We start from the raw sequence: 13434 nt of genomic DNA on the forward strand, positions 1-13434 counted from the left end.
CAGCGTCGGCTTCTACAAGGTCGGCCTGCAGCTGATCTTCGCCGGTGGGATCGACTTCGCCCGCAACCTCGTCGCGGCCGGCAAGAACGTCTTTCTCGACGCCAAGCTCCTCGACATCGACAACACCGTCCACCACGCAGTCGAGAATATCGCCAGGCTCGGCGTCACCTTCCTCACCATCCACGCCTATCCGAAAGCGATGCGCGCCGCTGTCGAGGCGCGGGGCGACGCGCCGCTGAAGCTCCTCGGCGTCACGGTGCTGACCTCGATGGACGACAGCGACGTCGTCGAGGCCGGCTATGCCGCGACCGCGGCCGAGCTTGTCGCGGCGCGCGCCGGCTTCGCCCGCGACATCGGCATGGACGGCATCGTCGCCTCGCCGGCGGAAGCGACGACGATACGCCGCATCGCCGGTCCGGCGATCGCCATCGTCACCCCGGGCATCCGCCCCGCCGGGGCCGATACCGGCGACCAGCGGCGGGTGGCGACGCCCGCGACGGCGATCCGCGCCGGGGCCGACTATCTGGTCGTCGGCCGGCCGATCAACGCCGCCGCCGATCCGAAGGCCGCGGCGGATTCGATCGTCGCCGAAATCGAAACCGCCATCACCGGCAAGGGGGAAGCATGAGCAAGGGTTACTGGATCGTCCGCGTCGATGTCCACGATCCGGAGGGCTACAAGAAATATCTCGCGGCCAACGCAGCGGCCTTCAAGAAATACGGCGGACGCTTCCTCGTCCGCGGCGGTGCCTTCGAGGTCATGTCGGGAGAGGCGCGTGAGCGCAACGTCGTGCTCGAATTCAAGGATGTCGAAACGGCGAAGGCCTGCTACCGGTCACCCGAATACCAGCATGCGATAGCCGAGCGCGGCGATTCCGCGGTGGTCGACGTCGTGGTCGTCGGGGGCTATGACGGGCCGCAGCCGGCCGACGGCTAGGCCGCCGTTCCCCGGTCACCTGCCGCTTTCCTCCGGCGGCGCCCGTGATACGCTTTCAGGGAGCGGATGGGGTTTTCCATGGATGACATGAAGCTGGTCGTCGTCGGCGCCGCCGGGCGGATGGGCCGGACGCTGATCCGGGTGGTGGCGGAGACGCCGGGCGTCGTGCTGTCCGGTGCCGTCGAGCGCGAGGGCGCGGCGGAACTTGGCAGCGACGCGGGCGTCCTTGCCGGGCTCGAACCGAACGGCGTCGCCGTCACGGACGATCCGCTGCCGGTTTTCGTCAAGGCCGACGGCGTGCTCGATTTCACGGTCCCGCAGGCGACGGTGGCCTTCTCGGAGCTGACCGCCCAGGCGCGGATCGTCCATGTCATCGGCACAACCGGGCTCGGGCCCGAGGACGAGGCGAAGATCGCCGCGGCCGCGCGTCATGCGCCGGTCATCAAGTCGGGCAACATGAGCCTCGGGGTCAATCTCCTCGCGGTCCTCGTCCGAGAGGCGGCCAGGGCCCTCGACGACGATTTCGACATCGAGGTGCTGGAGATGCACCATCGCCACAAGGTCGACGCGCCCTCGGGCACCGCGCTGCTGCTCGGCAAGGCGGCGGCGGAGGGGCGGGGCATCGATCTCGCCCAGCATTCGGTCAGGGTGCGCGATGGTCATACCGGCGCCCGCGAGGCCGGCGATATCGGCTTCGCGACGATGCGCGGCGGTTCGGTGGTCGGCGAGCACAGGGTGCTCTTTGCCGGCGAGGGCGAGGTGATCGAGCTGACCCACAAGGCGGGCGATCGCTCGATCTTCGCGCGCGGCGGGGTCAAGGCGGCGCTGTGGGGACGGGAGAAGAAGCCGGGGCTTTATTCGATGGCTGACGTCCTGGGGCTCGGAGCGAGCGCATGAGACGCGCCGCCGCCGGGACCGCGCTGCTTTGTCTCGGCATGGTTCCGTCGGCGCCGGCCGGCGCCGAGGATTATCCCTATCACGGCTATTTCGCCACCAGCCTTCCCGACGAGAGCCTCGACGACACGCGGCTTTCCTGCGCCAACGGCTTCTTCCGCCAGGGACCGGACGGCTCCTTCGTCAACTATCACCTCGACGCCGCCCGCTATGACAGCGACGGCACCATCCGCTATCTCCGCTACGGCTCCGGCCTCTGCACGCTGCTTGCCGACAAGCGGACGGAGGCCTGCAAGATGGCGTTCAGCAGCGACCCCGAGGAGATCGGGGCCGTTTATGTCGATGTCGTCGAAGCGGTCGAGGCGGACCGGATCTCGCTGATCTATTTCGACACCATCCCCGAAGCCTGGGCCTATGTCGCCGGCAGGGGCGGGCAGCGTGAGCTTTCCTACTTCGTGCGCTGCGCCGGATTCACCGACGCCGCCATGGCCGGACACCTAACCGACGAGGCAAGCCGCCTCAGCATCGCCGATCGCGACGCGGTGCTGTCGCCCGAATTCACCGAAACGACACGGGCCCGGATGCAGGATATCCTCGGCCAGATCACCCGAAGCCCCTAGCCGAAATGGGATGTAAACATGGATAGACTGCTCGTCCTCGTCCGCCACGGACAAAGCGAATGGAACCTCAAGAACCTGTTCACCGGCTGGCGCGACGTCGATCTCTCGGAGCAGGGCGTCGCCGAGGCGAAGGCCGCCGGCCAGCGGCTCAAGGCGGAGGGGCTGACCTTCGGCGCCTGTTATACCTCGGCGCTGACGCGGGCCCAGCGGACGCTCGACCTGATGCTCGACGAGCTCGGCCAGACCGGCCTGCCGATCACCCGCGACCAGGCCCTGAACGAACGCGATTACGGCGATCTCTCCGGTCTCAACAAGGACGACGCCCGGGCGAAATGGGGGGAGGAGCAGGTCCATGTCTGGCGGCGTTCCTACGCCACCCAGCCGCCGGGCGGCGAGTCGCTGCGCGATACCGGGGCGCGGGTCTGGCCCTATTACCTGCACCTGATCCAGCCGCATGTGATGCGCGGCGAGGGCGTGCTGATCGCCGCCCATGGCAATTCGCTGCGCGCCCTGATCATGGCGCTCGACGGGCTGACCCCCGACGAGGTGGTCAAGCTCGAATTGCCGACCGGACTGCCGGTGGTCTATCGCCTCAACGAGGACACCACGGTCGCCGAGAAGCGCGAGCTGGCGGGATAGGGCGGCTGGCGGGCTCTTGCGTGCTCCAAGGCTAGGGCTTTGCCCTCGTGCCTCGGCATGGCGCGGAGGGTTTCGCTTTTTAACTGCCCGGTCCGCCATCCTGAGGAGCCGCCGCGGGCGGCCTTGAAGGACGCAGGGAAGAAGCCTCAGCCCTCCTGCGTCGAGACGCCCGCCTCCCAGCCGAGGATGGCGCGCTTGCGGGTGAGGCCCCAGTGGTAGCCACAGAAGCCGCCGCCCTTGCCGAGCACGCGATGGCAGGGCACGACGAAGGAGATCGGGTTGCGGCCGACCGCCGTGCCGACCGCCCGCGCCGCCGTCGGCCGGCCGATATGGGCGGCGATGTCGGAATAGGTGGTCGCCTTGCCGAGCGGCACCCTGAGCAGCGTCTCCCACACCCTGAGCTCGAAATCCGAGCCGATCATCACGATGCGGAGCGGCCGGTCGGGCCGCCAGGTCTCGGGATCGAAGATGCGGCTGACATAGGGCGCGGTGGCAACGGCGTCCTCGACGTAATGCGCCCTCGGCCAGCGCGCCTGCATGTCGGCGAGCGCCGTCCGCTCGTCGCCCGGGTCGGCGAAGGCGACGCCGGCCAACCCCCGGTCGGTGACCATGATCAGCGACTGGCCGAAGGGCGAGGGATGAAAGGCGAAGCGCAGCACGAGGCCCGCGCCGCGCGCCTTGTAGTCGCCAGGCGTCATCGCCTCATGGGTGACGAAGAGGTCGTGCAGGCGGCCGGGCCCGGAAAGCCCGACCTCGTAGGAGGCGTCGAGAACCGAGGCCGAATCGTCGAGCAGCGAGCGGGCGTGATCGAGGGTCAGCGCCTGGACGAAGGCCTTCGGCGAGAGGCCCGCCCAGCGCGTGAACAGGCGCTGCAGGGCGAGGGGCCGCATGCCGACGACCTCGGCGATCCGTTCGAGCGACGGCTGGTCGCGCCAGTTGCCGGAGATGTATTCGATGGCGCGGCGGACGATCTCGTAGTCGCTCCGCGGTTGCGAGCGCTGGACGGGCATCGGCGGCACCTCGATGGTCAAGTCGGAAAGGGTGGAAAGCGACATTTTTCGACCCCGCTGGTCAGGTTCATGCTGCCCCCGACCTAGGGGTCCCGGCAAGCGCGCGCCACCCGATTCTTGCAAGGGTCGTGGAAAGCGCCTCAGGCCGGATAGGCCCGCGCCCGCGCCAGGGCGGCCGACAGCGCCAGGGCGAAGGATTCGCGCTCATGCGGGCCGAGGAATCCGGCGATCGGGTAGCGCCGGCCATGCGAGGTGAGGTTGACGCCGGTAACCCCGATCTCCGGATGGCGGTCGAGCTCAAGCCGCGCCCAGTAAGGATTGAGGCTGAACTCGGTGGCTCTCCCGCTGGGCGACGTTCGGCGCACCATCAGCCGGTCGGGGAAGACGACGACATCCTCCGATGCCCGCGCTGCCCGGTAGTTCATCCGGAAGGCGAGCTGGACCAGCAGGATATCGAGGCCGAAAAAGCCGACCACCGGCCAGGCGCCCATCATCCAGAAGGCGAGGCCGGCGGTGAAGGAACAGGAGACCAGCGCCAGCATGACCAGCACGAAGCCGGTCGGGCTGAGCGAGCGGTGCGGGGTCAGCCGCGCCGCGAAGATCGGCTCCTTCCCGATTTCGCCTGTGACATTGCCCGTGGTCATGTTGGCTGAGTATAGACTTGGACGAAGCGATTCAAAGCGGCACATGTGGTCGCGGGCGACGGCGGCGGGGCGAGACGGGATTGGCCAGGACACCAGGCATATCGGCGGACAAGCGGCGGAAGCCGGCGACGGGCCGCAAGCCGGCCACCGGGACGCGGAAAATGCCCCGCGCCGACATCGCCGAGATGTTCTCGCGGTTCGAGAAGGCAATGCCGGAGCCGAAGGGCGAGCTCCATTATAGCAATCCCTTCACCCTGCTGGTCGCGGTGGTGCTGTCGGCCCAGGCGACCGACGCCGGGGTCAACAAGGCGACACCGGCCCTCTTCGCCGCCGCCGACACACCCGAGAAGATGGCGGCGCTCGGCGAGGAAAAGGTGACGGAGCTGATCCGCACCATCGGCCTCTTCCGCACCAAGGCGAAGAACGTCGTCGCCCTGTCACGGAGGCTCGTCGCCGAATTCGGAGGCAAGGTGCCGCGTGACCGCGACGCGCTCCAGTCGCTGCCGGGGGTGGGGCGGAAGACCGCGAATGTCGTGCTCAACATCGCCTTCGGCGAGCCGACCATCGCCGTCGATACCCATATCTTCCGGGTTTCGAACCGCACCGGCCTCGCGCCCGGCAAGACCGTCGAGGCGGTCGAGGCGGGGCTGGAAAAGGTGGTGCCGGCCGAATACCGGCTCCATGCCCACCACTGGCTGATCCTCCACGGCCGCTACGTCTGCAAGGCGCGCAAGCCCGACTGCCCGGCCTGCCTGATCAACGACCTCTGCCGCTATCCGGCCAAGACGGTGTGAGGCCCGCGCGGTTGCGCGGCCGGGCGCGGCCGCTATAGTCCGCCCGCCTTTCCCGCCATTCTTTTCAACGGATTACCATGACCGAACCGAAATTCGACGCGCTCTGCATCGGCAATGCGATTGTCGACATCCTTGCCCGCGCCGAGGACGACTTCATCGTCGCCGAGGACCTTCACAAAGGCACGATGCACCTGATCGATGCCGAGCGGGCCGAGAGCCTCTATGCGGCGATGGGGCCGGCGATCGAGGCGTCCGGCGGCTCGGCCGGCAACACCGCGGCCGGCATCGCCTCCTTTGGCGGCCAGGCTGCCTTCATCGGCAAGGTCGCGGACGACCAGCTCGGCGACGTCTATGCCCATGACATGCGGGCGATCGGCGTTCATTTCGGCACCGCACGGCTCACCGGAGGTGCGCCGACCGCCCGCTCGATGATCCTCATCACGCCAGACGGCGAGCGGACGATGAACACCTATCTCGGCGCCTGCCAGGCACTGAGCCCCGCCGATATCGACGAGGCGGTCGTCTCGGACGCGGCGGTGACCTACCTCGAGGGCTATCTGTGGGATCCGCCGGAAGCCAAGGAGGCCTTCCGCCGCGCTGCCGCGATCGCCCATGCGGCGGGCCGCAAGGTGTCGATCACCCTGTCCGATCCCTTCTGCGTCGATCGTTTCCGCGACGAATTCCTCGGCCTGATGCGCGACGGCACCATCGATATCCTCTTTGCCAACGATTCGGAGCTGCGGTCCCTCTACGAGACGGCAAGCCTCGATATGGCGGTCGCCGCGCTTGCCGGCGACTGCCCGCTGTCGGCGGTGACGATCGGCGCCGAAGGCGCGCTGGTCGTCGCGCGCGACGGGGTGAAGAAGATACCGGCGGTGCCGGTCGACACGGTCGCCGACCTCACCGGTGCGGGCGACCTCTTCGCGGCGGGTTTCCTGTTCGGCTTCGCGCGCGGCATGGACCACGCGGATTCCGCCCGGCTCGGCGTGATCGCCGCCGCGGAGGTGATCGGCCATGTCGGACCGCGGCCGGCAGTATCGCTCGCCGATCTTGCCCGCCAGTCCGGCTTCGAATTCTGATGGCTGAAGCCCCGCGTCCGGGGCCCGGTGCTCAGGCGGTCTCGGTCGGCGGCTTGGGCGCTGCCTGCTGGGCCTGGGCGAGGCGCTGGCGGTAGAGCGCCAGGAAGTCGATCGGATCGATCAGCAGGGGCGGAAAGCCGCCGTTGCGGCTCGCATCGGCGAGAATCTGGCGTGCGAAGGGGAAAAGCAGCCGGGGGCATTCGATCCTGAGGATCGGCTGGACGGCCTCGGGCGGGATGTTGGTCAGCCGGAAGAGGCCGCAATAGGACAGCTCGATGGCGAAAAGCACCTTCTCGCCAGCCTGGGCCTGGGCTTCGACCTTGAGTTCGACCTCGACTTCGTTGTTGGTCACCGGGCCCGGCTGGACATCGATGGTGATGTTGATGGCGGGCGCCGCGCCGCGCTCGCGGAGCGACTGTGGTGCGCCTGGGCTTTCGAAGGACAGGTCCTTCACATACTGGGCGAGGACGCCGAGATTCTGCGGTGCCTGTTGCGCTGCGCCACCTGGCGCCGCGCCGCCCGGCGCGGCATTTCCCGCAGGCTGTCCGCCGTTGCTTCCATTGTCTTCGGCCATGTACCCGTTCCCTGTCACTCGCTCCCGTCGGGCCCCAAGCGGGCCCGGCCCACCGGGGGCTAACACGCGGATGGCGGGCTTACAAGGCAAGCGAATGCGGTTGATGGACTCGCATCTGCCACGATCGTTCACTACATTGTAAAAACATCGTCCCCTCGAGGCTTTTCGTGCTAAATCCCCCGGGTGGGACAGGACCCCGAGCGTATGAACGGCTTCGTCGATATCTACACCATCATTTTCCTGGTGCTGGCGGTTGTCATCTTCTTCCGCCTGAGGAACGTGCTCGGCCGGCGAACCGGCAACGAGCGGCCGCCTTTCGACCCGTATTCGCGCCACGAAGCGCCGCCGACGGCGAGTGGCGACGAAAAGGTGATCAGCCTGCCGCCGAGGCGGTCGAATGGCGCGACCGACGCGCCGGTGATCGCTCCAGCGGCCGAGGCACAGATCAAGACCCTTGCGCCGGAAGGCTCGTCGCTCAACGAGGCGCTTCGGGCGATCGCCACCGCGGACCGTAATTTCGACCCGGACACCTTCATCGCCGGCGCCAAGGGCGCCTACGAGATGATTGTCACCGCCTTTGCCGAAGGCGACCGCAAGACATTGAAGCAGTTGCTCAGCCGTGAAGTCTATGACGGTTTCGTCGCCGCGATCACCGAGCGCGAGGGCCGCCAGGAGACCATCGAGTTCCGCTTTGTCGGCATCGACAAGGCGGAGATCACCGATGCCTCGCTGAAGGGTGGCACGGCGCAGATCACCGTCCGCTTCCTGTCCAAGCTGATCTCGGCGACCCACGACAAGGAGGGCAACGTCATCGATGGCGATCCGGTCCATGTCGGTGATGTGACCGACATCTGGACCTTCGCGCGCGACGTCGCTTCGCGCGACCCGAACTGGAAGCTGGTCGCGACCGAATCGGTCGAGTGAACCTCGGCCCCCGTGCAGATGGCGACGGGCGCGGCCCCCGGTTTCGAACTCGAACCGGTTGATTTCAAAGATATTCCGGGCTGGACCGAGGACGACCATCGGGCTGCCATGGCCGCCTTGCGGCAGGGCGCCGCCGTTCTCGACAGCCATCCCCCGAAGCGCCGGTCCACCGGCGTCGACCCGGTCGCCCTCGCGGCCTCGATCGCCCGGGCCGAAGCGCTGGGGGACGTCGGCGAGGAAGCGGCGCGGGCCTTCTTCGAGGCCGAATTCCGCCCCTTCGAGGTTCATCCGGCGTCCGGTCCGGGCTTCTTCACCGGCTATTACGAACCGGTGGTGCCGGGCTCGCGGACGCCGTCGGCGGCTTTCTCGACGCCGATCTACCGTCGGCCGGACGACCTCGTCGAGGTCGATCCGGACGATCCGCCGGCCGGAATCGAGCCCGGCACCCGTTTCGCGCGGCGGCTCGCCGGTGGATTCGCGCCCTATCCCGACCGGGCCGGGATCGGAGCCGGCTTCCTCAAGGGCCGGGGGCTGGAGCTCGTCTATCTCGCCGATCCGGTCGACGCCTTCTTCATCCATATCCAGGGCGCGGCGCGAATCCGCCTCGCCGAAGGCGGCGACATGCGGATCACTTACGCGGCCAAGAGCGGCCACCCCTATACGCCGATCGGCAGGGTGCTGATCGAAAGGGGCGAACTCCCCTCCGGCGGCGCGACGATGGAGACGATCAGGGCCTGGCTCGCCGCCCATCCCGACGAGGCGGCTGGCGTCATGGCCGAGAACCGCTCCTTCATCTTCTTCCGCGAGGCGCCGGTCGATGATCCCGGGCTCGGACCGGTCGCCGCCGCCAAGGTGCCGCTGACGCCCGGCCGAAGCCTCGCCGTCGACCGGCTGATCCACAGCTTCCACGGGCCCGCCTGGGTCGATACCGTCCTCGCCGACCGCAAGCCCTTCCGCCACCTGATGGTCGCACAGGATACCGGCTCGGCGATCGTCGGCGCGGCGCGGGGCGACATCTTCATCGGCTCGGGCGATGCGGCCGGCGCGATCGCCGGCGGCCTCGCGGCGCGGGGGCGGTTCATCCTCTTTGTGCCGCGCAGGGGGGCGGAGGGGCGCGCGCCATGAGCCGGCGGCCGCCCCGCCAGGGCCTGAGCGAGGAGGACGAGCGGCTTTGGGCGGCGGTCAAGAACAGCGCAAAGCCGCTTCGCCCCGCTTCGCGGCGAAGTGCCGTCCCAAAGGATGACGCGAAGCCGGATTCCCTGCCGGCAAAGGCCGAATCGCCGCCGCGAAAGCCACGCGAACCCCGGCCAGCCAGCCGGCCACCCGCGTCGGAGCCGCGCCCGGTGCAGCAGAGGCCGACCGAGCTCGACCGGCGGACCATCGCGCGCCTCACCCGTGGGCGGATTCGCGTCGACGCCCGCATCGATCTCCACGGCCTGACGCAAAGCGCGGCGCACCGGCGGCTTCTCGGGTTCCTGGAGAACGCGCAAGCCGATGGCGCGCGGGTGGCGCTGGTGATTACCGGCAAGGGCCGTCCGGGGGAGCCGACGGCCTATGGCATGCACGAGCGCGGGGTGCTGCGGCGGTCGGTGCCGGAATGGCTGAGATCTAGCGCCTTCCAGCCGATCGTCAGCGGCTTCTCGGAGGCCGGCCGGCGCCATGGCGGCGCCGGGGCGTTTTATGTGCGGATCCGCCGGCTGAGGGACTGAGCGCGCCAGGCGGGGTGCGGAAGCCTAGAGAAGCTTGCGGAGCTCCGCTTCCTTGTCGTTGACGAACCACCCGTAGAAATTTTCCTGCGGATACATGGGCGGCTTGCCGGCCTTGGCCCGCTTCTGGTTCTCGGCCCGCAGGATGCGCGCCCGCGTCGCCGCGTTGCCGAGGTTGTAGAGCGTCGCGGTGATGCCGGGATTCTGCGAGATATCGAAGCCGGCGATCGACTTGTAGAGGTCGATCGAGACCCTGATATTGGCCGCCACGTAATGCAGCGACGTCTCCGGATTCATGATGTTCTGGTAGACTTCCGGCGCATTGTCGATGGTCAGCAGCGGCAGGCCGGACTTGGCGTGGACGATATCGGTGACCGCGAGCGCCGCGACCGGGCTGAGCTGGCCGAATCCGAAGGTCTGGCCGGCGAAGGCGGGTCCGAAATAGACGCGATGGAGCCTGTCGCGCGGATATTTCTTCCCGTCGACGAAGCGTCCCATGAAGACGTTTTCCCAGGTCGTCTGGCGACAGTCCCAGACCTCGTAATTCATCTTGTACTGGTTGCATTTGGCGAATTGCGGCCGGGCGAAAAGCTCCGCAGCCGTATCGCCGCGGTTGGCGAAGACCAGCGAGTCGTTGGAGACATACTGCATCGCCTTGACGTAGTAGGTCTGCAGCGTGTCGTAGGTGTCGATGTTGTAGGTGTGCTCGCCGACGATCGCCCCGATGACATGGATCGGGTCGATGCCGTAGAGCGCCGAGACCTTCTTGATCCGGGCGATCAGGTTCGGATCGCTGGCAAGCAGCCGATAGACCTTCTGGTACTTGGTCTTGAAGGTTCCGCCGCCCATCATCGTCAGCGCACGGGATCCCGAATAGATTCTCGGCTGTTTCTTGAACTGGTTGCCGGGCGGCACGACGATGACATCGGCGGCAACCGCGACCGGCTGCACCAGCATTCCGGCGACCGCGATCGCAATGGCTGTAGCGCCTGCCGCGAATAAGCGCCTGAATCCCATCATTGGCTTAGCTTAACCCTCGTTATCCCCGCCCAAGACGCCGCCCGTGGGTCGAATGATGCCACGTTTTCCCTGCCATTCCCGCCGACGCGCCCGGCGGCGATCCCCGCCGGCCGTGCTTTCCAGCCGGCCGACGGGATCATAACAGCGCTATTGAGGCAAGCGAAGGGCAGACTTCGCCCGCGGCCTCACAGAATGAAGCGGCTGAGATCGGTGTTCCGCGCAAGGTCGCCGATATGCTTTTCGACATAATCGGCGTCGATGACGATCTTTTCGCCGTTCCGATCGGCCGCGGTGAAGCTGACCTCGTCGAGGATCCGCTCCATCACCGTCTGCAGGCGCCGGGCACCGATATTCTCGACATTCGAGTTGATCGACACCGCGATCTCGGCGATCGCATCGATGGCGTCGTCGGTGACCTCGAGCTCGACCCCCTCGGTCGCCATCAGCGCCACATACTGCTTGATCAGGCTCGCCTCGGTTTCCGTCAGGATGCGGCGGAAGTCCTCGGTGGTCAGCGGATGCAGCTCGACGCGGATCGGCAGCCGGCCCTGCAATTCGGGCAGCAGGTCGGAGGGCTTGGCGATGTGGAAGGCACCGGAGGCGACGAACAGGATGTGGTCGGTCTTGACCTGTCCATGCTTGGTGGCGACCGTTGTCCCCTCGATCAGCGGCAGCAGGTCGCGCTGGACGCCCTCGCGGCTGACGTCGCCGCCGTAGCGGCCCTCGCGGGCGCAGATCTTGTCGATCTCGTCGAGGAAGACGATGCCGTCATTCTCGACCGAGGCGATGGCTTCCTGGACGACCTGCTCGTCGTCGAGCAGGCGGTCGGATTCCTCGGCGACCAGCAGCGGATGCGAGTCGCCGACCGTCACCCGCCGGGTCTTGGTGCGCTGGCCGAAGGCCTTGCCGAGCATGTCGCCGATATTCATCACGCCGACGCTGGCGCCGGGCATGCCGGGGATGTCGAAGGAGGGCATGCCGCCTGTGGCGTCGCGCACCTCGATCTCGATCTCCTTGTCGTCGAGCTCGCCCTGGCGGAGCCTCTTGCGGAAGGATTCGCGGGTTGCCGGGCTCGCCGATTCGCCGACAAGGGCGGTCAGCACGCGCTCTTCGGCCGCGAGTTCCGCCCTGGCGACGACTTCCTTGCGCTTGCGGTCGCGGACCAGTGCGATGCCGATCTCGACGAGGTCGCGGATCACCGATTCGACGTCGCGGCCGACATAGCCGACCTCGGTGAACTTGGTCGCCTCGATCTTGATGAACGGCGCGCCGGCGAGCTTGGCGAGCCTGCGCGAAATCTCGGTCTTGCCGATGCCGGTCGGGCCGATCATCAGGATGTTCTTGGGCAGCACTTCCTCGCGCATCTGGCCGGTAAGCTGCTGGCGGCGCCAGCGGTTGCGGAGCGCGATGGCGACGGCGCGCTTCGCATCGGCCTGGCCGATGATGTAGCGGTCGAGCTCGGAGACGATTTCGCGGGGGGAGAAGGTGGTCATTGGAAACTCATCCGGTGTTCGCGATCCCGCACCATGAGGATGGCGGGACCGTAGATGGAGGTGCGTCGGTCGATCGCGCGGAAGCCGGCTTTGTCATAGGCCCGGATCGCCGCCGTGTTGTCGGGGGCCGGGTCGACGAGGACGCGCGGCACGCCGCTTTCGAAGAGCCGTCGGACGAAATCATCGATGAAGCGCGGACCGTGGCCCCTGCCGACCAGGTCGGCCTCGCCGATGAACTGGTCGATCCCGACCGTGCCCGGCGGCTGGTCGCGATAGGGATGGTCCTCTTCCGCGTCGATCCTGTAGCTCTGGAGATACCCGATCGGCCGGCCGTCGGTCAGTACGAGGAACGGCTCGACGGAGTCCTCCGGCGCGGTATGGGCCTCGATCGTGGCGATGCCGGTCGCCGGATCGCTCCACCAGCGGGCGACGTGCGGTTCGGCGAGCCAGGCGCCGAGCCGCGCGAGGTCCGCGGGCTCGACAGGCCGGAAATCGTAGACATGCGCCGTCTCAGACGGCATCGAGGGTCTCGACGGTCAGATTGTCGTTGGTATAGACGCAGATGTCGCCGGCGATCTTCATCGCCTTGCGGGCGATGGTCTCGGCGTCGAAATCGGTCTCGACCAGCGCCCGGGCGGCGGCCAGCGCATAATTGCCGCCCGATCCGATGCCGGCGACGCCGCCTTCCGGCTCCAGCACGTCGCCATTGCCGGTGACGACCAGCGTCGTCGAGGCGTCGGCGACCAGCATCATCGCCTCGAGGCGGCGGAGATACTTGTCGGTCCGCCAGTCCTTGGCGAGCTCGACGCAGGCGCGCAGCAGCTGGCCGGGATACTGGTCGAGCTTGCCCTCGAGGCGCTCGAACAGGGTGAAGGCGTCGGCCGTCGCCCCGGCAAAGCCGGCGATGACGCCGCTCTTGCCGAGCGGGCGGACCTTCTTCGCATTGCTTTTCATGACGGTCTGGCCGACGGAAACCTGTCCGTCGCCGGCGATGACCACCTTGCCGCCCTTGCGGACGCTGACAATGGTGGTGCCGTGCCACGTCGTCGCGGAATCACTCATGGAACGCAGTCTTCCTTCATGCAGCAGGCCGCGGCAGGC

General features: G+C 67.7%; 17 protein-coding genes. 10 read left to right on the plus strand and 7 right to left on the minus strand.

The window, feature by feature from the left end:
- The 5 genes from pyrF to KDJ86_RS19490 all read left to right on the plus strand — a co-directional run.
- On the plus strand, positions 1-628 hold a 628-nt coding region (gene pyrF, locus KDJ86_RS19470; RefSeq protein WP_291749748.1), incomplete at its 5' end, for an orotidine-5'-phosphate decarboxylase.
- Positions 625-936, plus strand: coding sequence for a DUF1330 domain-containing protein (locus KDJ86_RS19475; RefSeq protein ID WP_291749752.1), 312 nt, complete (start codon positions 625-627; stop codon positions 934-936). The genes pyrF and KDJ86_RS19475, both read left to right, overlap by 4 nt.
- A 78-nt stretch (positions 937-1014) precedes the next feature.
- The gene (dapB, locus tag KDJ86_RS19480) at positions 1015-1833 is read left to right on the plus strand and encodes a 4-hydroxy-tetrahydrodipicolinate reductase (RefSeq protein ID WP_291749754.1); all 819 of its coding nucleotides are present in this window, start codon (positions 1015-1017) and stop codon (positions 1831-1833) included.
- On the plus strand, positions 1830-2450 hold the full coding sequence (locus KDJ86_RS19485) for a hypothetical protein (RefSeq protein WP_291749757.1): 621 nt from the start codon (positions 1830-1832) through the stop codon (positions 2448-2450). Before dapB ends, KDJ86_RS19485 begins: the two co-directional genes overlap by 4 nt.
- A gap of 18 nt (positions 2451-2468) precedes the next feature.
- On the plus strand, positions 2469-3089 hold the full coding sequence (locus KDJ86_RS19490) for a 2,3-bisphosphoglycerate-dependent phosphoglycerate mutase (RefSeq protein WP_291749760.1): 621 nt from the start codon (positions 2469-2471) through the stop codon (positions 3087-3089).
- A gap of 146 nt (positions 3090-3235) precedes the next feature.
- Here the strand turns inward: KDJ86_RS19490 and KDJ86_RS19495 are convergent, their stop codons facing one another.
- Positions 3236-4099, minus strand: a complete 864-nt coding sequence (locus tag KDJ86_RS19495) for a methylated-DNA--[protein]-cysteine S-methyltransferase (protein ID WP_291749794.1) — start codon at positions 4097-4099, stop codon at positions 3236-3238.
- 140 nt (positions 4100-4239) lie between these two features.
- Complete coding sequence (locus KDJ86_RS19500) at positions 4240-4743, minus strand: DUF2244 domain-containing protein (protein WP_291749763.1); 504 nt, start codon at positions 4741-4743, stop codon at positions 4240-4242.
- Between the two features lie 80 nt (positions 4744-4823).
- On the opposite strand from KDJ86_RS19500, the gene nth reads away from it, so the two are divergent.
- Together nth and KDJ86_RS19510 are read left to right on the plus strand one after the other, a co-directional pair.
- Positions 4824-5537, plus strand: coding sequence for an endonuclease III (gene nth, locus KDJ86_RS19505; protein ID WP_521085323.1), 714 nt, complete (start codon positions 4824-4826; stop codon positions 5535-5537).
- A 77-nt stretch (positions 5538-5614) separates the two neighbouring features.
- On the plus strand, positions 5615-6616 hold the full coding sequence (locus tag KDJ86_RS19510; RefSeq protein ID WP_291749768.1) for an adenosine kinase: 1002 nt from the start codon (positions 5615-5617) through the stop codon (positions 6614-6616).
- A gap of 31 nt (positions 6617-6647) precedes the next feature.
- Here KDJ86_RS19510 and secB read toward each other — a convergent pair whose 3' ends face one another.
- On the minus strand, positions 6648-7190 hold the full coding sequence (gene secB, locus KDJ86_RS19515; protein WP_291749770.1) for a protein-export chaperone SecB: 543 nt from the start codon (positions 7188-7190) through the stop codon (positions 6648-6650).
- 204 nt (positions 7191-7394) lie between these two features.
- On the opposite strand from secB, the gene KDJ86_RS19520 reads away from it, so the two are divergent.
- The 3 genes from KDJ86_RS19520 to KDJ86_RS19530 all read left to right on the plus strand — a co-directional run bounded on the left by KDJ86_RS19520 (position 7395) and on the right by KDJ86_RS19530 (position 9823).
- On the plus strand, positions 7395-8114 hold the full coding sequence (locus KDJ86_RS19520; protein ID WP_291749773.1) for a Tim44/TimA family putative adaptor protein: 720 nt from the start codon (positions 7395-7397) through the stop codon (positions 8112-8114).
- Between the two features lie 18 nt (positions 8115-8132).
- Entirely contained in the window at positions 8133-9239 is a 1107-nt protein-coding gene (gene mltA / locus KDJ86_RS19525) for a murein transglycosylase A (protein ID WP_291749775.1), read from the plus strand.
- A 218-nt stretch (positions 9240-9457) separates the two neighbouring features.
- Positions 9458-9823, plus strand: coding sequence for a Smr/MutS family protein (locus tag KDJ86_RS19530; protein ID WP_291749780.1), 366 nt, complete (start codon positions 9458-9460; stop codon positions 9821-9823).
- Positions 9824-9847: 24 nt separating this feature from the next.
- Here the strand turns inward: KDJ86_RS19530 and KDJ86_RS19535 are convergent, their stop codons facing one another.
- The 4 genes from KDJ86_RS19535 to hslV form a co-directional block, all read right to left on the minus strand.
- Entirely contained in the window at positions 9848-10777 is a 930-nt protein-coding gene (locus KDJ86_RS19535; RefSeq protein ID WP_291749783.1) for a DUF1402 family protein, read from the minus strand.
- 248 nt (positions 10778-11025) lie between these two features.
- Positions 11026-12333, minus strand: coding sequence for an ATP-dependent protease ATPase subunit HslU (hslU, locus tag KDJ86_RS19540; protein ID WP_291749786.1), 1308 nt, complete (start codon positions 12331-12333; stop codon positions 11026-11028).
- On the minus strand, positions 12330-12854 hold the full coding sequence (locus KDJ86_RS19545; RefSeq protein ID WP_291749789.1) for a GNAT family N-acetyltransferase: 525 nt from the start codon (positions 12852-12854) through the stop codon (positions 12330-12332). The genes hslU and KDJ86_RS19545 overlap by 4 nt, the downstream gene beginning before the upstream one ends.
- Complete coding sequence (hslV, locus tag KDJ86_RS19550; RefSeq protein ID WP_291749791.1) at positions 12844-13395, minus strand: ATP-dependent protease subunit HslV; 552 nt, start codon at positions 13393-13395, stop codon at positions 12844-12846. The genes KDJ86_RS19545 and hslV overlap by 11 nt, the downstream gene beginning before the upstream one ends.
- Positions 13396-13434 lie beyond the last annotated feature (39 nt).

This window comes from Bauldia sp. (assembly GCF_020442045.1).
Classification (GTDB): domain Bacteria; phylum Pseudomonadota; class Alphaproteobacteria; order Rhizobiales; family Kaistiaceae; genus Bauldia.

Bases quoted from the DNA above. Each gene is read 5' to 3' on its own strand.
- KDJ86_RS19475 (WP_291749752.1), top strand. From the start codon at position 625: ATGAGCAAGGGTTACTGGATCGTCCGCGTCGATGTCCACGATCCGGAG.
- dapB (WP_291749754.1), top strand. From the start codon at position 1,015: ATGGATGACATGAAGCTGGTCGTCGTCGGCGCCGCCGGGCGGATGGGC.
- KDJ86_RS19485 (WP_291749757.1), top strand. From the start codon at position 1,830: ATGAGACGCGCCGCCGCCGGGACCGCGCTGCTTTGTCTCGGCATGGTT.
- KDJ86_RS19490 (WP_291749760.1), top strand. From the start codon at position 2,469: ATGGATAGACTGCTCGTCCTCGTCCGCCACGGACAAAGCGAATGGAAC.
- KDJ86_RS19495 (WP_291749794.1), bottom strand. From the start codon at position 4,099: ATGCCCGTCCAGCGCTCGCAACCGCGGAGCGACTACGAGATCGTCCGC.
- KDJ86_RS19500 (WP_291749763.1), bottom strand. From the start codon at position 4,743: ATGACCACGGGCAATGTCACAGGCGAAATCGGGAAGGAGCCGATCTTC.
- KDJ86_RS19510 (WP_291749768.1), top strand. From the start codon at position 5,615: ATGACCGAACCGAAATTCGACGCGCTCTGCATCGGCAATGCGATTGTC.
- secB (WP_291749770.1), bottom strand. From the start codon at position 7,190: ATGGCCGAAGACAATGGAAGCAACGGCGGACAGCCTGCGGGAAATGCC.
- KDJ86_RS19520 (WP_291749773.1), top strand. From the start codon at position 7,395: ATGAACGGCTTCGTCGATATCTACACCATCATTTTCCTGGTGCTGGCG.
- mltA (WP_291749775.1), top strand. From the start codon at position 8,133: ATGGCGACGGGCGCGGCCCCCGGTTTCGAACTCGAACCGGTTGATTTC.
- KDJ86_RS19535 (WP_291749783.1), bottom strand. From the start codon at position 10,777: ATGCTGGTGCAGCCGGTCGCGGTTGCCGCCGATGTCATCGTCGTGCCG.
- hslU (WP_291749786.1), bottom strand. From the start codon at position 12,333: ATGACCACCTTCTCCCCCCGCGAAATCGTCTCCGAGCTCGACCGCTAC.
- KDJ86_RS19545 (WP_291749789.1), bottom strand. From the start codon at position 12,854: ATGCCGTCTGAGACGGCGCATGTCTACGATTTCCGGCCTGTCGAGCCC.
- hslV (WP_291749791.1), bottom strand. From the start codon at position 13,395: ATGAGTGATTCCGCGACGACGTGGCACGGCACCACCATTGTCAGCGTC.